Origin of the sequence: Rahnella victoriana, from assembly GCF_004330295.1 — a bacterium.
Taxonomy (GTDB): Bacteria; Pseudomonadota; Gammaproteobacteria; order Enterobacterales; family Enterobacteriaceae; genus Rahnella; species Rahnella victoriana.
The window spans coordinates 70,850-88,910 of record NZ_SJOJ01000001.1; the positions used below are offsets into that span (position 1 = coordinate 70,850).

Sequence of the window (18,061 nt, forward strand, 5' to 3'; positions counted from 1 at the left end):
GGAGACAACAATGAGCATGTACGCAACGCTTGAAGAAGCTATTGATGCCGCCCGCGAAGAATTTCTCGAAGCCGCACAGGACAGAATTCACGGCGATGAAGAGCCGGTGCCGGATCAGTTCAATCTGCAAAAATACATCATGCAGGATGGCGATGTGATGTGGCAGGCGGAATTCCTCAGTGGTGAAGGGGATTCCATCGAGGCGCTGACCTTCCGCAGCGGTGCCGCGGCGCAGGCGATCTTTGACGAAGATTATGACCAGATAGAACTGGAAGAGGAATGGCAGGAAGAAGCCACGCTGTTTGAATGGGATGAAGGTGAGTTTCAGCATGAGCCGCCGCTGGATACCGAGGAAGGCGAAGCGGCCGCAGAAGAATGGGACGACGAAGACGATTATCCGGGACGTGATATCGACTAAACCGGTTTATTCGTAAGGCCCGTGGCGGGCGTCAACCGGCAGCATGAAGGTGTCGACAATCATCGACAGCGGGACATCGATGACAGTGACGTAACGCCACGGGCTGTCCCGTAAATCCCACTGTACGCCGGGATAATACTGGTTGCCATGTCCCTGCCCCGGCACAGTACGGCTGATAATACTGCCGCATCCGGTCAGCGTTGCCACAGCAAATGCCACTATACATCCCCGAAAAATAACCCGTTTAATCACTCATCCAACCTGTCGATTCAATTCAAAAGAAATGCTTTATGGAGCGCTGAATAGCGCGGCCAGCTTAGCACGCATACCGTCCCGCTTTTGTTAAGAGGAGGTAAATATTCTTGCGCCACCCGCTAAAGAGTAACCTGTCTTTCACCACAAAGAAAACGGGCAGCATGTTTGCACATGCTGCCCGTTTTTATTCACTCAATGTCATTCAGGCCGGTTTCACTTCCAGCGTCTGAGTGACAGGGAATGCCTGCACATTGCGCGGCAGTTGCGCGTAGTGAGCACTCCACGCCTGCTGATCAGGTTGCGTCCACACCGCCGAGTGTAAACGCGCCATCAGCACCGGATCGCTCAGCAGGATCAGACGATCTGCTTTGCCCAGATCCTTAGGACCGGTTTTCAGCGCATGCTCCAGATGAGCACGACGGCCGTTTTCTACCGTTTCACGCAACAGGTGACGGGAGGTTGCCATCGCCGTCGCCAGTGCGTTGAAGCCCGGATCAAAGACCGCGTGCATAAAGCCATTTTGCAGCTTACGCGAACGGTTCAGCGTCAGGTATTCTTCGGTAGCCACCAGTTCACGCGGCGGATCGTACTCTTCCGGGATCAGGAACAGTTTGGCTTTCTTACTCTTGATCCCCAGTGTCGCACGGCTCGACAGAACAGAGACGATAGGTGACAGGATCAGAGAGAAGACGATGGGTGCCAGCCACCACAGGAAACGCAAGTCCAGCCACGCCATACCGGCAGCCCAGACCGCACCCAGCAACAGCTGAGATCCGTGACGCTTAAAGGCTTCGCCCCACGGGGTGTCGTCATCGTCACGCTGCGGTGAATTCCAGACCACTTCCCAGCCCAGGAACGCGCTGACCACGAACACGGTGTGGAACAACATACGCACCGGTGCCAGCAATACCGAGAACAGCATTTCCAGGAACATCGAAACCAGCAGGCGGAATGCGCCACCGAATTGTTTCGCGCCCTTCGCCCAGATCAGCACGATACTCAGCAGTTTTGGCAGGAACAGCAACACCATGGTGGTCGAGAACAAGGCGATTGCCAGCTCAGGACGCCATTGCGGCCACACCGGGAACAACTGACGCGGTTGCAGGAAGTACTGCGGTTCCATCAGCGTATGCACCACCTGCAAGGCGGTAGACAGCGCCAGGAAGGTAAACCACAACGGTGCCGACAGATAAGACATGACACCGGTCAGGAACACAGCACGGTGAACCGGGTGCATCCCTTTTACCAGGAACAGACGGAAGTTCATCAGGTTACCGTGACACCAGCGACGGTCGCGTTTCAGCTCGTCAAGCAGGTTCGGTGGCAACTCTTCGTAACTGCCAGGCAGATCATAAGCAATCCACACGCCCCAGCCTGCACGGCGCATCAGCGCAGCTTCCACAAAGTCATGAGACATGATGGAACCGGCGAAGGAGCCTTCACCCGGCAATGGCGCCAGCGCACAGTGCTCGATGAACGGCTTCACGCGGATAATCGCGTTGTGGCCCCAGTAGTGGGATTCACCCAATTGCCAGAAATGCAGACCGGCGGTAAACAGCGGGCCGTACACACGGGTCGCAAACTGCTGGCAACGCGCATACAGCGTATCCATGCCTGACGCTTTTGGCGCAGACTGGATAATACCGGCGTTCGGGTTGGCATCCATCAGGCGCGCAAGACCGGTCAGACATTCACCGCTCATGACGCTGTCGGCATCGAGGATCACCATATAGGCATATTCCCCGCCCCAGCGACGGCACCAGTCATCAATGTTGCCACTTTTACGTTTCACACGGCGACGGCGACGGCGATAGAAAATGCGACCATGACCTTCGACGTCACGACACACTTCCATCCAGGCTTTTTGTTCCGCGACGCAGATATCGGGATCGTAACTGTCACTCAGTACGTAGATATCAAACTGATCCAGATCGCCCGTGGCTTTCACTGATTCATACGTTGCACGAAGACCCGCGAAAACGCGCTCCACGTCTTCGTTACAAATCGGCATGATCAGCGCAGTACGGTTGTTCGGATTGAGCGGTTCATTGCCTTTGGTCGACGCGGTAATGCTGTATTTGTCGCGGCCGATAAGCAATTGCAAAAAGCCCATCAGTGCGGTCCAGAAACCGGCCGATACCCAGCAGAACAGAATGGCGAACAGCACCAGGATCCCAGTCTGCAACACGTAAGGCAGCAGTTGCAGAACCGACTGTTGCCAGTCCTGATTCAGCATATCGCTCGGGTCGATCAGCGCCCAGCCCTGATAAGGCAGAATGGTTTTCATGTACCAGGTGGCGATGGCCGTCTGAACCAGCATCAGCACCAGCAGGATGTAACGGCGCACGGAACCGGCATGACGCCAGCGTTTTTCCGACTCTGGCATATGTGAAGTGGTGTGGCGGGAAGCCGCACTGCGCCCCATCAGGTTATCCCAGAAACGGCCCACCGGGTTGGTGCGCCAGACATCAGGGAACATGCTGGAACGTTTCACCGGCGGCATCGCACTGGCGATGGTACGCCCTTCATTATCGACTTCATCCAGCGTGCCCTTTTCCAGGGCATCCGGCCAGCTTGCGCCAACACGGGCTTTCACTGACACCAGAGGGGCATCAGGGTCGGCCGCGTTAACAGAGGCAGTCACATCACCGCCTAAGCGGTGATGTACGGTAGCAAAAGCCTGCTCTTCCGCAGCGGGAAGCTGCTGAGTGAGCGCCGCTTTCTGTTCATCAGTAAGCGGCAAAGCTTCTACATAATCATGAGTAGAGTGCGTTGACTTATTCATTTGCAGGCAGCTGATAGCTCCAGGTTTCACTCAGAGTTTTGTCGCCATTGGCCAGAGAAGCGCGCATTTCAATCGCTTTCTTCGGATCTTTCACTTTCAGGCGCAGCGTCAGACGCCAGCCCTTGGTTACCGGATTATAGCGGACGGAGTTTTCAACCAGATCGCCGTTGTCACCTACGCTGACCTGAGACGCCACCGGAGTGTCGCTCTTCAGGGCTTTTAGATTTGGACCGACAAAATCGACCAGGAAAGCCACGCTGCCGTCAGGCTCACGGATCAGGTTCGACTGTTTCACATCGCCGGTAGAACGCATGGTACGTTCAACCCACGCCAGATCCGGAGAGTGCAATTTCTCTTCTTCACGGGTGAAGTGTAAACGATAGTTCAGACTCAGCGGTTTGCCTGCATCAGGCAGTTGATCCGGTGTCCAGAAGGCCACGATGTTATCGTTGGTTTCGTCGGCAGTAGGAATTTCCACCAGCTCGACTTTACCTTTGCCCCAGTCGCCCTGCGTCTCAACCCAGCCGCTTGGGCGCAGGTCGTAACGGTCATCCAGATCTTCAAAGTTAGAGAAGCTACGGCCACGTTGCAGCAGACCGAAGCCTTTCGGGTTCTCCATGGAGAACTGGCTGACAGCAAGGTGTTTTGGATTATTCAGCGGACGCCAGATCCATTCACCGTTACCGGCGTGGATAGACAGACCGTTGGAATCATGCAGCGCCGGGCGGTAGTTCAGCACAGGCGAAGGCTGGTTTGCGCCAAACAGGAACATACTGGTCAACGGTGCCACACCCAGTTTGCCCACTTTGTCACGCAGATAAACCTGAGACTGCACGTCAACCGTGGCTTCTTTACCCGGATACACATCCAGACGGTAAGCGCCGGTCGCACGCGGTGAGTCCAGCAATGCATAAATGACTAAATGTTTTTCATCCGGGTTTGGACGTTCGATCCAGAATTCACGAAAACGCGGGAACTCTTCGCCGGAAGCCAGCGCGGTGTCGATCGCCAGACCACGGGCAGACAAGCCATAAACCTGGCCTTTACCGATGACGCGGAAGTAGCTGGCACCCAGCACACTCATAATTTCGTCATCTTTGTCGGCTTTATTAATCGGATAAAGCACTTTGAAACCGGCAAAGCCAAGGTTTTTCACTGAGTCAGCGTCATGCTTAACGTTGCCAAAGTTGAAATAATCCGGGCTGTATTTGATTTCTTTGACAGAGTTAGCCGTCACTTCGTTGATTTTCACCGGCGTGTCGAAGTACATGCCCTGATGGTAGAACTCAAGCTTGAAAGGCGTATTCAGGTTTTTCCAGTACGCTTTGTCATGATTGAATTGAATCTGTTGGTAGTCTGCGAATTTGAGATCGCGGAACTGAGACGGAAGATTGCTTTTCGGCGCTTCGTAACCTTTATCGGCTAATGCCTTCGCTTGTTTGGCAACATCATCTATAGAAAAAGCCCAGGCAGATGAGGTGAACATGGTCATCAACACTGCGGCACTTAGCAAACGGACTTTGATCATACGTGACCCTATGGAAAAATTTTTATCCGACACCTTGTCTCCTTTACGTGCGCTTAACTCATTCACTGTAACTATTTTAAGGGAAGTGTCAGGTTTCCGACAACTTGAGCAGTCGATGGTTCAGCCATTGATGAACCGTTTAAGCGCAACAGGGTACAAGGATATCAATTCGTTGAAACTCCGGCTATGGAAACTTGTCCTATAACAAGGCATGTTTTAAGGTTAGAAACTAAACTAATGTCAACGATGGTCATTTTTGCTTACGTCGCAAATTACCCCTAAAGACAAATTACGCTCTAAAATTAGGATGAGCTACATACAACGGATACGTAATGAAACCACAGAAACCACAACGTGAGTTTTTCTTAGACTCCATCCGCGCATATTTGATGCTGCTGGGTATTCCTTTCCATATATCATTGATTTACTCCAGCCATATCTGGGCAGTAAACAGTGCAATACCTTCGCACGGCCTGACGATATTCAATGACGTGATCCACGCCTTCCGGATGCAGGTGTTTTTTGTTATTTCCGGTTACTTCTCTTATATGCTGTATGAGCGCTACAACCCGCAGCAGTGGCTGAAGGTGCGTCTGGAGCGGGTCGCCATCCCGCTGGCGGCGGCCTTCCCGCTCATCACGCTTCCGCAACTCTATTTCCTGATGAAGTACACCAGCAAATTCTCAGACTGGGATGCGATGGATTTCTATCAGAAAATTAATGTCACCGTCTGGGAACTGGTCTCCCATTTATGGTTCCTTTTAACATTAGTTATTCTGACCAGTATTTGTTTTTACCTGTTCAAATTTATTAAAGAAATTAAGAGCAGTCGCATTGAATTAATAAAACGACATACCAACAGTTTAGGAAAACTCTCAATTCTGTTTTTATTTATCGGTTTAATTTACGCGACGTTCAACCGGGGCTTGTATCTTTTTGCGCCAGGTTTGCTTTCGAACGGTGCGTTTAATTTCATCGTGATGCAGACATTGTTTTATCTGCCATTTTTCGTCATCGGCGCGTTTGCTTATAAATTCTCCTGGTTGAAAGAACTGTTTCTGAAACCGTCGGCGACAGCGGGCGTGGCGAGCATCTTCCTGTTCGCGGCTTACATGTTCAATCAACATGTGAATACCCCGCAACTGTATTCGATGGAAATCGACGCCATCATCACCACCCTGCTGGGGATCCTGATGGTGAATGTCGTGTTCTCCTTCAGCCATTACCTGCTGAATTTCCAGGCGCCGTGGATCACCTATCTGGTGAATTCGTCGCTGTTTATCTATCTGATCCACCACCCTTTAACGCTGATTTATGGCGCGTTCATTACGCCAAAAATTCACAGCGACTGGCTGGGATTCTGGCTGGGGCTGGTGTTTGTCTTCGGGATTGCCTTCCTGCTTTACGAAGTCCACAAGCGCATCCCGATCCTGCGCTTCCTGTTCTCAGGCAAGCCACAGCATCCGGCGAAAAAATCGCCTTCAGATGCCAATCCGCCACAAAATCAGACATCCTGAACCTGATTAAGCACGCATAAAAAAGGCGACCCGGCATCAACAGGGTCGCCTTTTTGTTGCAAAATGCGTCGGTCAGCGTGTCGTTGTGTGGATCGTGGGGATCACTGACATGCCTACTTTCAGACGTTTCGCCTCAGGCTGTTCGCCGTCGAGCACGATTTTAACCGCCAGACGCTGCACCACTTTGGTGTAATTCCCGGTGGCATTGTCAGGAGAGATCGGCGAAAACGTCACGCCGGTCGCCGGAGAAATGCTGTCCACCTTGCCTTTCAGTACCACTCCCGGCAAGGCATCGACTTTGATATCCACCGGCTGCTGCGGCTGCACATCGCCCAGCTGGGTTTCCAGATAATTCGCCAGGATGTAAGCACTTTTCAACGGCACCACTGCCAGAACGCGCGTGCCGGCGGCCACATATCCGCCAATACGCAGCGAACGCTGGCCGACGACGCCATCCACCGGCGCCGTGATTTCAGTGTAGGAAAGATTCAGTCTGGCCTGTGCCAGCGCCGTTGTGGCGGAATCGATAGCCGCTTTCGCTTGCGCCTGTTCAGCCTTCAGCACGTCCACCTGTTTTTCTGCTCCCAGCGCCGCAGCGATGTCGCTTTGCTGTGATGCCAGCTTCGAACGCAAATTGGCATCAGACTCATCACGCGCATCTGCCGTGCCCGAGCCGTTTTGCAGCAGACGTTTGTAACGGTCGGCGCTCTGACGCGCGTAAGCAATGCTGGCCGCATCCGCGCTGACCAAAGCCTGCGCCTGCAAAATCGTTTGCTGTTGTTTCGCCAGCTGCGCGGTCAGGCTGAGCATCTGCGCATTCGCCGTTTCAAGACTGGCTTGCGCCGTCAGCACCGCATTGCGGTAATCACGGTCGTCAATGCGTGCCAGCACCTCCCCCGCTTTTACCGTCTGGTTATCCTGCACATAAACATCGGCAAGGGTGCCGGAAATGCGTGGCGCGACAAGCGTGGAATCCGCCGAAACAAAGGCATCGTCGGTCACCGGTCTGCTATCCCCGCTGAGTATCCAAAAGGCCATCACAACCAGAAAAATCACCACCACGATGGCGAACAGCCAGCTCAGGCGGACAGGTGAGGTTTTTATCATGATTCTTTTCTCTCGTGCTTTTTTATTAGTGGAATACATTTTTCAGGCGATGCGTCACTCACGGGCGTTGCACCAGAGACTGAGGCGGATAGGTGCGTTTGGGCAAAACAGCGGCCAGCAGGATCAGGAACAACGCCAGCCCGATGATGACCCTGTAGGTATCCGCCAGCCCCAGCACCAGCGCCTGCTGTTTCACGCCCTGAGAAAACCGGGACAGGATTTCGGTCGAAATGGCCGCGCCGCTGCCGTTGAGAGGCGCGAGGAAACTGCTGTCGCCGGCATAAGGCTGGGAGAGCAGATAGCTCACGCTGCCCGCATGATTGAGCAAAATATTGGAATGGAACTGCTCCCGATGGCTGACAAACACCGCCAGCAACGACGCGCCCATCACGCTGCCCAGCCCGCGGGTGGTATTGAACATTGCTGAAGCAAAAGGTCCTTCCTGCGGCTGCACCACGCTGGTCGCACTCATCAGGATGGGGAGCACCGCCATCGGCTGGCCGAAAGCCTGCATTATCTGGATCACATAGAAGTTATCGCGCGCCCAGACGCCGGTCAGATGCGTCCCCCAGTAGCAGGAAAGCCCCACCAGACCCAGCCCGCAGGCCAGCACCCAACGGCTGTCAACCCGGCGCAGGGTCAGTACAAAAGCAACTAACGGCGCCAGCAATAATTGCGGTAAGCCAATGGTCAGCGCCAGCGGCCCGACCTGCACGGCGCGGAATCCGCCCACCTGCTCCATATAGCTTGAAGGTAACGCTGAGCCGGATAAAAACAGGAACATCAGCGCAAACAGCGTAATTAAGCCATGCGCCAGATTATGACGACTGAGCATTTGCAGTTTGAAAAGAGGCAACGGGTGATGCCATTCATTAACCAGAAAAATTGTCAGTAACCCGAGGGCGGCAAAAAACATCATCGTGATCAGGGGCGAATGAAACCAGTCCAGACGTTCACCCTGTTGCAGGGCCAGCACCAGCAGGGAAATGCCGCCCGGCCCGGCGACCATACCCACCACATCCATCTGTTTAAAACGTTCAAAACGCAACGGGTCCTGCGGCAGACCATATGTGATCATGGCAGTTGCCAGCAGGCACGGCGGGATCACCTGCCAGAACACCCACTCCCAGCCGACGTAATCGGTCCACATCGCCGCCAGCGAGGTCGCCATATTAGGCCCGAACGTGGCGGTCAGGGCATACGCACTCAGTCCGTATAATTTGTATTGCGGCGGCATAAAACGCAGGGCAGCGGTCATCAGCAAAGGCGGCAGTGCACCGCCGAAAATACCCTGTACCGCGCGCAGGGCGATGAACAGCGGCAGATTCGGGGCATAGGGCAACACCGCCGCCAGCAGGACAAATCCCAGCGTGATAAAAATGGTGAAACGGCGCAGTGAAAATGTCATGGCGAACCAGGGTGCCAGCATCATTGCCGACACTTCTGCTGCCTGATACACACCAATCAGCCAGGATCCCTGATCGGTACTGATACTCAGCGCGCCACGCACATCCGCCAGAGCGATGTCGGTGACGCGGTCATTTAGGCCTGAACACAACGAGGCGAACAACACGCCCAACAGCCCGATCACCAGCCTGAGGTTAAAAGGCGGTGGCACAGGCATCGCAGCGGCAGGCGCCGTCGTGATTGACTGATTCATAGTTAACTCCACCGCTTATGGATGCGGCGATAGTGAGAAGGCAGGTTTGGTGTCATGGGATAGCAAAGACGATCGACATCACGTAAATTTCGATGCACTGCACCACATTGCGATACATGGCAAAATACTATAATACGGTGCACTGTATTGCAATGTGATTAAAAATTGTTTTTCCCCGGTTGAGCCATTACATTGACCCTTCAGGGTCTTGGTATGGATCACGCGACGCGAATAAAGGAGAAATGATGGCTCAGGACATTCCGGCAGACGAAGAACGCAGCGGTGGGATCCAGGTGATCTCGCGGGCAGCGACCATTCTCAATGCACTTGGGAAACACCCGCAAGGCATGAGCCTCGGGGCGATTGCCAATGACGTGGATTTGCCGCGGTCAACCGTGCAGCGGATCGTGGCGGCGCTGGCTGAAGAAGGTCTGGTGCGCTCCGAAGGCAGCGGCGGTGTACGACTTGGCCCGACGCTGCTGAAACTGGTGTCTACCGTGCATACCGATGTGATCGCCATCGCCTCGCCTTTCCTGCGTCAACTTTGCGATATCACCTGCGAAACGGTGTCCCTCGGGCGCGCGAGCGGACGGCAGATTGCCAATATCCACAGCATTGTGGCAGAAAGAGAACTGCGCGTGGTGCCCCGCGTCGGCCTGAATCTGCCGATTTACAGTACATCCGGCGGCCGCGCATTGCTGTCACTGAAAACAGATGAAGAGATCCGCATTATTGTCGGTGATGTGCTGGAACCCGCCACGGAGAATACCGTCCGCACCCTTGATTCCCTGCTGGAAAAAGTGGCGATGGTGCGGGCAAGCGGTATCGCGCTGGAAGAAGGCGAAACCGTCAGTGGCGTCACCACGCTGGCGGTGGCGATAGATACCATTCTGGGACGTTATTCTGTGTCGGTGCTGTTCCCTACCGCCCGCCGCGCCGCGCAGGAAGCGCAAATCCGCGAAGCGTTACTGGAATGCAAAACTGCCCTGATTGGCGAAATCGGCAAGTTGGGTGAAAACAAATAATGGGCCGTAAATAAAGGAGTTGCCGTGTTTGATGTCATTTTGCTCGCCGTAGACGGTTCGAAGCAGTCCCCTTTTGTGGTTGATCTCGCCTGCCAGCTGGCAAAAGATCGCGCATCGACCGTGTTTGTCACCTGCTGTATTGATGAATCTTATGCGCTGGAAAACAACGGCGATATCCCCGGCGAAATCGTCGATTATCCCCCGGCGGAACAGGAACAACATACTGCGCGCGCGGTGGTGGGCCGTGCGCTGGACACGCTGGCTCAGGCCGGTATCAGCGCCAGAGGGAATCTGATTGTCGGTGCGGCGGGAGAGGCCCTGGTGGCCGAGGCGGCGAAAAGAAAGGCTTCCGTCATTGTCATCGGTCACCGTCAGCTTTCAGCCTTTGGCCGTATGATGAAAGGATCGGTGAGTGCGGAAGTGATCGCCGGTTCGCCTTGCCCGGTATTGGTTGAAGTTCGCGGAAATTAATCACGTTGATTTTCATGTAAAAAAGCGCCCTGAGGCGCTTTTTTTAATTGAGGCAATAACGGTTATTTAGTATTTATCAGGCCCATCGACGCGGCCCATTCGCTAATATGATTTCGGTAAAAGAAAGTAATATCTAATTCGAGCGAGCATTCTTTCGATGGCGTCACATTACCTAAACACGGGTATTCACGTGGCCGGAACTCAAAAAGGAAATCGTCCATTTCCTCATCAGTCAGCAACTTATCGCCTTCAATTTTATCCTGATAGAAATAAGTATCCAGCATCCAGGTGCGGTATTCAAAATCGTTTTTAATCAATTGCATAGGGATATTCTCGGTAAATGACAGGGTGCATACCTGACTGACACTATCCCTGAATGACTGCCTGTCTCAGCAAGTACGCATCGCGTTCGAGCCATCCGTTGCCGTTCCGATAACAAGAAATTAACATACTAAGGCATATAAGCAAGCAGCAATTTGTCTTAAAAAGCCCTGCTTCGCATTTTCCCTTTTATTAATTAAAAAATAGGACATTAAATATATTTAAGGTGAATGGATTAATTATTTAATATTCAGGTGGTGATTATTAAAAGAGAAGGATTATCAATAACGGGGGGTGAACGTAAAAGGAACAGAACTGACATTGGGGATGCTTTTGCATCGCCACTGCCAACCCTGTTCCCAAAATCTGTTTTTATGCCTGTACTGCAATAATTCAGGTTCTGCTACCAGCGACCCGGCGGCGGACCTTCACGCCAGTGTCCCGGAGGGCCGTCATGCCAGTAACCCGGCGGCGGGCCTTCGTGCCAGTGCTCATGATGCCAGTGCGGCGGTGGTGGCGGAGCCGGTTCGTAATACACCCAGTGACCCCGTCCTTCATCACGATAATGATGATCCCACCAGCCTGGCGGACGCCAGTCACCACCATCCCAGTAATACCCGCGGTCATCACGGTCACCGATATGCAGTGACAGCCCCGGCATATTAACGCCAAGCTCGACGTCTGCCTGTGCGATAGCTGGCAAAGTTAGCAAAACGGCGAGAACAAGAATCAGTTTTTTCATTGTGAACCTCACGACCTGCTTATCAGGTGGTGACAAAGTACCGCCAGCTATCTTCCTGTTCTATAGGAATTTATCCCAAAAAAAATACCCTGACGGTATCCTTACATTTGCGACAGAACGGCGTTCTGCACAGGCCATTGCAACGCTATGGCGGCAAAGGAAATTCAGTGAAAAACCGGTTCTGAAGAATAAATGACAGATACAAAAAAACCGCCGGAGCGGTTTTCTGTTTGCTGCTTTGTTGTGCAAAATCAGATTTTGCAGCCTTCGCAGTCACTTTCATCCTGAACGGCTTCAGGCACTTCTGCTGCTTTTTCCGCCGCTTTGACTTCAGCGGTTTCCAGTGCAGCATCAATGTCAAAATCAAAAATATCGTCGCTCATTCTCATCACCTTAATTGTTCAAAATCGCGTTCAGTATAAACGACAGGCCGTGTCCGGTGCCGGTTTTTTTGTGCCCTGCCACCGCCGGATTTGCATAAATGCCGTCGGGAAACCATAGTTATAGTGAATACGTTGGTGTCACGGAGACACCTTCCGAACACAATACGAGGAGAACCGGATGACGACGTCAAACATCAAAGCCTGGGCCAATACCCGTGAAACCTCTCACGAAATCGCAGAAGCTATTTTCGAGCTGGCGAAGAACGACGAGAAACTGGCACAGAAAATCTGGGAAGAAGGCAACGATGAAGTCCTGCCTATCGCTTTCGCAAAAACTAAAGACGATTATTTATTCTGGGGCGAAGAGAAAATCGATCGTAAGAACGTCTGACGACGGGATGTGAGCATGCGGGGCCGAACCCTGAGTCACGCTCAGGGTTCCTGCATGACGGTTAGCTGTCGAAGCCAAACCCCATTTTATGTGCCCACTCAAAGATCTGCTCTTTGTAGAAGAAACGTGGCTCGCACACCCCCGGCTCGCCCGGTGTCTGGATCATCACGGCCACACAAGGATAGGCAACCGGGCGGGCATCAAAGATAAAATCATCCACTTCCTGATCGGCAAACTCAGAGGTTTCGCCTACCGCGCTCGCCTGGAATATTTCATCCATTATCCACTGACGGTATTCAAATTCGTTATTGATAAATTTCATCATTCACCTCTGTTCGGCTTTTACTCTACATGCGGTCCGGACCGGATTAATTCAACCGTGTAAGGCATCACCGCCGCAGCAAGGGCACACTTCAGCGCGTGACACGGACATTTCCGCGCAGCCATCGCTGTCCCATTCCACTCTCAATGGTTGGCCATTGTCATTTTCAGCGCGAATGAACCGATCAAAATGCACGGCCTGTCCGGTCATGGTTTCAGTAAGCAGCAGCGTATCGCCAGCATAAATGCGTGCGGTGGCCTGCGCATCTTGTTTTTCACCGGAAGTGATTTTGTGCAGATGATGAATAGTCAGTTTGATTCGTTCCACTGTCGCTCCTGTAACGGCATCACACCCTTTTCGTGTTGGGGATCCATTCACAAAAATGATGTTCAACCGTTATTTTATCAGAGCACGCAGGGTAACGTCATGGCCTGTTGCCATGTTTACGGGCGGTATGAGTGAGCTAACTGTGCGGTTCCTGCATTATCCGGCTGCTGACGTTCCAGACGCGCCAGATCATACACATCATAGAAGTCGACAAAACCTTTATGTCGGACAATCGATTCAATGCGATTTTTCACCTGCGCACTGACACCGGGGGCAGCAAGGATGGTCTGTACGGCATCAGCGGGCAGTTCACGGCTGAAATACCATTCCCCGTTGTAACACACCCGCAAATCCAGTACGCCGATATCTTCATAGCGATAAACCGGTTTGATTTCCAGCAACAACATGGCGGACATAAAGATCAGGAAAGCGGTAAAGCCGATAAACCAGCCGATGCCCATATAAGGAGAAACGTACATCACGATACCCACTGCGATGTACCCGACCAGCATCGCCAGACACAGCCACGGGTGGTTAACGAAGAACTCAGCGTTGATCCGCGCCTTACCATCGCGCCCTTCCTGACGGTTGATGCGATCAATTTCACTGTTTAATACGTTTTTGATTACGTCCATCTCATAACCTCATTGCGTCGCGACTATAATGCAATCTGATTACATAATTTTATCATGACAACTGTTATAGCGCGTAGAGCAGTTACCGTGAGTAAAGCGGCTAACTGTTATAGTTTGGCATTTGCTTAACGCTCAACAGGGAACCCACTCAATGCATGTCAGATAAAAGGAGATCATCGTGGCATTATTAATCGTAGAAAGACCAGCGAAAAAAGTGGTGAGTTATCGGGTGACCGGCCCTTATCAGGAGTCCATCCACAGCGGCTTTCAGCAATTGATGAAATGGGCTGCCCGACATCATCAGCCACAAAATGAATGGCTGACGTGGTTTCATGACAATCCTGATACCACGCCCGCAGAGGAGTTGCGCGCCGATCCGTCGGTGTGTGTGGCGGACAACTTTATTCTTGATGATGCGGAGGGGCTGACGTTGCAAACATTGCCGGGAGGCACCTATGCGGCGTATCACACCACCATTACTGATGGTAATTTTGAGAAAGCCTGGCGTGAATTTTACGCCCAGTTGCTGGCCAGCAGCAGCTATCGCCCTGACGGGAAAACCTGCTTTGAGCATTATCTCAGTGATGGCTCAAAAAATGGCATTTGGGAAGTGGTCTTTTATCAGTCAGTCGAAAAGATCCCAGCCATTCGCTGAGGGCCTTAAACCCGCAGCGTGATGTCATACTGACCGCAAAAATCCCGATATTCCTGTGGTGGTTCAGCGTCGCTGACCACCACATTAAAACGCGCCAGCGGAGCAATCGCCGCCGGACGAACCTGATCAAACTTACTGCTGTCCACCACCAGAATACTTTGCGCAGAGCGCGCCATCGCCTGGTGTTTCATAAGCAGCTCATCAAAGTTAAAACAGGTCACTCCGTGTTTCAGACTGACGCCCGCCGCTGAAATAAAAGCTTTCGCCGGACGGATAAAGTCCAGTTCGCTGCTGCGTCCGATGGGGGTAAAAATGCTGTTGCTGGCTTTAAAGGCACCGCCGCATAAGATGACATCGCAGTGCGGTTTTTCCTGCAGCGCCAGAAAGGTATTCAACGAATAACAGATGGCGGTAAACACCCGGTCTTCCGGGATTTTTTCAATCACATACGGCATGGTGGTGCCGCAATCAAAAAATACCGTATCGTTATTCTGAATCAGGCTGGCAGCATGGGAAGCAAGGCGTTTTTTCTCGGCAACCTGACGGGTTTTCTGTTCACTGACAAAATAATGCGTTGCCGGGGTATTGCCGGGATCCATCACAATATAACCGCCCAGCAGGATCACCGGCGCGGGTGCAGAACTGAGGTCACGGCGGATCGTCATTTCAGAAACATTAAGCAGCAAAGACGCTTCTTTCAGGTGAATTTTATCTGTCTTTTTTAAGGCCAGCAGCAGACGCTGGATCCTGTCTTCACGCTTATTTTCCATGATGTTATCTCATGCCTTCCCGGTTCGCAGCCGCTCACTATACCGTTGCCCGACAGTCACCGCAAACACGCAAAAGACCGGAGGTCATTGCAGCTGTTTCAGCGTCAGATATCCCCCGAAGACAGCACCGGTATCAATGTAAAACTGATTGGCAAATTGCATCGCGTGTTCCACCGGGGTGTGGCCGAAATAAAAGGCATCCGCACCGGTTATCGGCAGATAACGTCCCTCGAGAGCCGCATTCACCCGATCGCGATTCCAGATCACCTCATACCCTTCCATTGGTTTATCGAAAATATATTCATCTGAAAGATAATCGGCATGGGCCACCACGATACGCTCTCCTTTACGCGTGGTCAGCTCAAGGATATGCGGCAAGGCGTCGGCCTGTAAAATCAACGCTTTTGCCTGCTCCTGCCCCTCTTCGTCCAGCGCGTAGAACCAGTCGCCGCCATTGCGCAGCCAGCGGGGAATATTTTCTTCATTCACCGCATCAATGGCCATCTGCTCGTGATTCCCTCTGACGCAGACAAACCACGGCTCATTCAGCAGTTGCAGACACCCGACGCTGTCCGGGCCGCGATCGGCGAGATCCCCCACCGAAAGCAATAAATCGCGGCTGGGGTCGAAAGCAATTTTCGCCAGTTGCTCTTCAAGCAGGCTCAGGCAACCGTGCAGATCGCCAACGATGTAAATCTGTCGGTAAACGGAGCCATCAATACGCTGGTACAAAGCAGAAGACATACAGAATCAGAATCCATGACAAGAATGAATTCTTTAAGTGTAACGCAAGAATGTGCGGAGGAAAGTCCGGGGAAAACAGCAGAAGACTTTGTGCGGCGCATCAGCGGTTTGTACGCCCTCTACACTGAGTTGACGCTGAAATCCACTGATAATTAAATTACCGTTAAGCAACTGACGCCTTTTTGTGCTAGACTACTGCCCGCTCTAAGTAAAACCGGAGGTTTTATGAGTTCCACAGTATTAAGCGCTCAAGATGAGTGTCCGTTATGTCAAAGCACGAATAAGACGTCGGTCAATATGTCGGCGAAAATTGTTACTGTGACCTGCACTTCTTGTGGCCGTTACAGTATCTTCCGCAAAACCATGGAAGAGATCTCAATCGACAGGAAGAAACGTGTTGCTCTGCAGGCGTTCTTCACCAGCCAGCCAAACTACCACCTGCCTTTATCCATCAGGGCGCTGAGCAATACAGATTCATCGGGTGAATTCTGACCCTAAAAACGCCCCTCGGGGCTGTTTTAATTCCTCTTTCGCAATCCTTCTCCCCGCAGAGATGTTTCTTCTGACGGATGCTATTGCTGCAAAAGAATGAAGGCCACTCGTGAGTGGCCTTTTTTATCAACTGAACATTCATATTGCCATTCAGAGCGTCACGCGTTCCCGACGTTTCACAGACAGATGATGCAGTAATGCCATGGCAATCGCGCCCATCAACCCAAGGACCGTGAAAATCACCAGGATGATCATTCTCTTCGGTTCATCTTTTTTCGAAGGCACTTCTGGTTTCTGCAGATACTTGAACGGCTTGAACTCAACATTATCAATCTTCACATTCTTCAGAAGGTCGATTCTCATTTTGCTGTTACGCAGATCAACGCTCATGGTAAGTGGGTCGGTAATAGACTCTTCCACTTTCAATTTTTGACTCAGGGCATCTGCGCCCAGCGAGATAGCATAATCCGGATCGTCAACGATAACCGCACCGTTGGAATATACCGGTTTCTTCAGTCCGGCAGCATCTGCAATAGAGAGTGCATATTTTAATTTTTTAATCCGCACATCACGGGCATTTTGCACCTTCTGCATTTCTAAATCGAACAATTGCTGTTCTGTTTGCAGTTTTAAGGTTGTGGCGCGTTTAATTTTGAAAATAATATCAGCCCGGACCGCTTGTTCGACGTAATCAATATAACCCTGCAACAGATTTTTTGCCGCCTCAGGGGTTTTCGCAGAAAAGTTCAGGCGATAATAGGTATAGGCTTTCTTTGCCCCTTTATCATCAGCACTGCTGAACGTCGTAATATTATTGGTGTTGATCGCGTCCAGCAAACGGCGCTTCTGCAACTGATCTTCCGGGTTTTCCTGCATCAGTGCTTTGAAGTATTCAGAGTGCTGTAAATAGTTGTCACGAAGGATCCGTGAATCAAAATAACGCATATACGTCGAGAGGAGATAATTTGAATCAATTCCGGTATCAACACCGGCCACTTTTAATTCATCAATTAAATCATCAAGTCCCATGAATTCATCAGAGGCAGGGGCAATGATCACAGAGCTGCTGGTCCATTTTTGCGGCAAGATTGCGCCCACCACCAGTCCGGCGATAACAAAAGCAACCGTGACTAAAACAATAAACTTCCTGGCTTTAACTATTACCGAGAAAATTTCAAACAGGTCAATTTCATCATGCTTTACAAAAGGACTGTTCAGAACAGGGAGAGGCGTAACTTGGTCCTGCGGTAACGTATTATGACTGCTCATTTGAATGTTCCATTATTCAACTACGTACTGACGTAATTATGACCCAATAATATATCTGGCACTCCCCGTCATAGTGTCAGGCCTGCATAAAAACCTATGCAAAAATGCACACGAACAGACGGGGTAATGTCGCGAAAATATCGTCACTAACAAAAGCGCTTTGAGATTATTCTTAGAACATCCTAACGTAAATTCCTCACTGCTTACAGTTATATACAAACTTTTTTTGAATAATAGGCACTTT

Annotated in this window: 21 protein-coding genes; 7 read left to right on the forward strand and 14 right to left on the reverse strand. The window is 51.7% G+C overall.

The features are described from left to right. The first annotated feature begins 10 nt into the window (after nucleotides 1–10). Nucleotides 11–418 (forward strand): MysB family protein, encoded by a 408-nt coding sequence (locus EYY67_RS00330; protein ID WP_095921316.1) that lies wholly within the window; start codon nucleotides 11–13, stop codon nucleotides 416–418. Between the two features lie 6 nt (nucleotides 419–424). Here EYY67_RS00330 and EYY67_RS00335 read toward each other — a convergent pair whose 3' ends face one another. From EYY67_RS00335 to EYY67_RS00345, 3 genes are all read right to left on the reverse strand, one after another. Beyond that, nucleotides 425–670 (reverse strand): YceK/YidQ family lipoprotein, encoded by a 246-nt coding sequence (locus EYY67_RS00335; protein WP_095921315.1) that lies wholly within the window; start codon nucleotides 668–670, stop codon nucleotides 425–427. A gap of 205 nt (nucleotides 671–875) precedes the next feature. Further along, the gene (gene mdoH, locus EYY67_RS00340) at nucleotides 876–3,458 is read right to left on the reverse strand and encodes a glucans biosynthesis glucosyltransferase MdoH (RefSeq protein ID WP_095921314.1); all 2,583 of its coding nucleotides are present in this window, start codon (nucleotides 3,456–3,458) and stop codon (nucleotides 876–878) included. Beyond that, entirely contained in the window at nucleotides 3,451–4,986 is a 1,536-nt protein-coding gene (locus tag EYY67_RS00345; protein WP_119827424.1) for a glucan biosynthesis protein G, read from the reverse strand. Before EYY67_RS00345 ends, mdoH begins: the two co-directional genes overlap by 8 nt. A 332-nt stretch (nucleotides 4,987–5,318) precedes the next feature. On the opposite strand from EYY67_RS00345, the gene mdoC reads away from it, so the two are divergent. Further along, a complete protein-coding gene (gene mdoC, locus EYY67_RS00350) occupies nucleotides 5,319–6,503 on the forward strand; it encodes a glucans biosynthesis protein MdoC (RefSeq protein ID WP_131692582.1) in 1,185 nt (394 codons plus the stop codon). A 72-nt stretch (nucleotides 6,504–6,575) separates the two neighbouring features. Here mdoC and EYY67_RS00355 read toward each other — a convergent pair whose 3' ends face one another. Both EYY67_RS00355 and EYY67_RS00360 read right to left on the reverse strand, forming a co-directional pair. Continuing rightward, nucleotides 6,576–7,610: an HlyD family secretion protein gene (locus EYY67_RS00355; protein WP_131692583.1), complete on the reverse strand. Its 1,035-nt coding sequence runs from the start codon at nucleotides 7,608–7,610 to the stop codon at nucleotides 6,576–6,578. A gap of 58 nt (nucleotides 7,611–7,668) precedes the next feature. Beyond that, nucleotides 7,669–9,270: an MFS transporter gene (locus tag EYY67_RS00360; protein WP_131692584.1), complete on the reverse strand. Its 1,602-nt coding sequence runs from the start codon at nucleotides 9,268–9,270 to the stop codon at nucleotides 7,669–7,671. Between the two features lie 245 nt (nucleotides 9,271–9,515). On the opposite strand from EYY67_RS00360, the gene EYY67_RS00365 reads away from it, so the two are divergent. Further along, nucleotides 9,516–10,295 (forward strand): IclR family transcriptional regulator, encoded by a 780-nt coding sequence (locus EYY67_RS00365; protein ID WP_131692585.1) that lies wholly within the window; start codon nucleotides 9,516–9,518, stop codon nucleotides 10,293–10,295. Nucleotides 10,296–10,319: 24 nt separating this feature from the next. Next, a complete protein-coding gene (locus EYY67_RS00370) occupies nucleotides 10,320–10,766 on the forward strand; it encodes a universal stress protein (protein ID WP_095921309.1) in 447 nt (148 codons plus the stop codon). A gap of 62 nt (nucleotides 10,767–10,828) precedes the next feature. Here the strand turns inward: EYY67_RS00370 and EYY67_RS00375 are convergent, their stop codons facing one another. The 3 genes from EYY67_RS00375 to EYY67_RS24805 all read right to left on the reverse strand — a co-directional run bounded on the left by EYY67_RS00375 (nucleotide 10,829) and on the right by EYY67_RS24805 (nucleotide 12,212). Then, on the reverse strand, nucleotides 10,829–11,089 hold the full coding sequence (locus EYY67_RS00375; RefSeq protein WP_095921308.1) for a hypothetical protein: 261 nt from the start codon (nucleotides 11,087–11,089) through the stop codon (nucleotides 10,829–10,831). A 401-nt stretch (nucleotides 11,090–11,490) separates the two neighbouring features. Continuing rightward, nucleotides 11,491–11,829: a DUF2502 domain-containing protein gene (locus EYY67_RS00380; RefSeq protein WP_095921307.1), complete on the reverse strand. Its 339-nt coding sequence runs from the start codon at nucleotides 11,827–11,829 to the stop codon at nucleotides 11,491–11,493. Nucleotides 11,830–12,080: 251 nt separating this feature from the next. Further along, entirely contained in the window at nucleotides 12,081–12,212 is a 132-nt protein-coding gene (locus EYY67_RS24805; RefSeq protein ID WP_013576285.1) for a hypothetical protein, read from the reverse strand. A gap of 178 nt (nucleotides 12,213–12,390) precedes the next feature. On the opposite strand from EYY67_RS24805, the gene EYY67_RS00385 reads away from it, so the two are divergent. After that, the gene (locus EYY67_RS00385; RefSeq protein WP_095921306.1) at nucleotides 12,391–12,603 is read left to right on the forward strand and encodes a YccJ family protein; all 213 of its coding nucleotides are present in this window, start codon (nucleotides 12,391–12,393) and stop codon (nucleotides 12,601–12,603) included. A 61-nt stretch (nucleotides 12,604–12,664) separates the two neighbouring features. On the opposite strand, the gene EYY67_RS00390 is transcribed toward EYY67_RS00385, so the two are convergent. The 3 genes from EYY67_RS00390 to EYY67_RS00400 form a co-directional block, all read right to left on the reverse strand. Further along, a complete protein-coding gene (locus tag EYY67_RS00390) occupies nucleotides 12,665–12,925 on the reverse strand; it encodes a hypothetical protein (RefSeq protein WP_095925092.1) in 261 nt (86 codons plus the stop codon). A 51-nt stretch (nucleotides 12,926–12,976) separates the two neighbouring features. After that, the gene (locus tag EYY67_RS00395; protein WP_119826509.1) at nucleotides 12,977–13,252 is read right to left on the reverse strand and encodes a hypothetical protein; all 276 of its coding nucleotides are present in this window, start codon (nucleotides 13,250–13,252) and stop codon (nucleotides 12,977–12,979) included. Nucleotides 13,253–13,368: 116 nt separating this feature from the next. After that, nucleotides 13,369–13,887, reverse strand: a complete 519-nt coding sequence (locus tag EYY67_RS00400) for a YlaC family protein (RefSeq protein WP_095921304.1) — start codon at nucleotides 13,885–13,887, stop codon at nucleotides 13,369–13,371. A 178-nt stretch (nucleotides 13,888–14,065) separates the two neighbouring features. Between EYY67_RS00400 and EYY67_RS00405 the strand changes: the two genes are divergently transcribed. Beyond that, nucleotides 14,066–14,542 (forward strand): GyrI-like domain-containing protein, encoded by a 477-nt coding sequence (locus tag EYY67_RS00405; protein ID WP_095921303.1) that lies wholly within the window; start codon nucleotides 14,066–14,068, stop codon nucleotides 14,540–14,542. A 5-nt stretch (nucleotides 14,543–14,547) separates the two neighbouring features. On the opposite strand, the gene deoR is transcribed toward EYY67_RS00405, so the two are convergent. After that, nucleotides 14,548–15,312, reverse strand: coding sequence for a DNA-binding transcriptional repressor DeoR (deoR, locus tag EYY67_RS00410; RefSeq protein WP_131692586.1), 765 nt, complete (start codon nucleotides 15,310–15,312; stop codon nucleotides 14,548–14,550). 84 nt (nucleotides 15,313–15,396) lie between these two features. Continuing rightward, a complete protein-coding gene (locus EYY67_RS00415) occupies nucleotides 15,397–16,056 on the reverse strand; it encodes a metallophosphoesterase (protein WP_131692587.1) in 660 nt (219 codons plus the stop codon). A 225-nt stretch (nucleotides 16,057–16,281) separates the two neighbouring features. Here EYY67_RS00415 and EYY67_RS00420 point away from each other — a divergent pair, with 225 nt between their 5' ends. Beyond that, nucleotides 16,282–16,548, forward strand: coding sequence for a hypothetical protein (locus EYY67_RS00420; protein WP_015697978.1), 267 nt, complete (start codon nucleotides 16,282–16,284; stop codon nucleotides 16,546–16,548). Between the two features lie 150 nt (nucleotides 16,549–16,698). Here the strand turns inward: EYY67_RS00420 and wzz(fepE) are convergent, their stop codons facing one another. After that, nucleotides 16,699–17,817, reverse strand: a complete 1,119-nt coding sequence (gene wzz(fepE) / locus EYY67_RS00425) for an LPS O-antigen length regulator Wzz(fepE) (protein ID WP_119826516.1) — start codon at nucleotides 17,815–17,817, stop codon at nucleotides 16,699–16,701. Nucleotides 17,818–18,061: the final 244 nt, after the last annotated feature.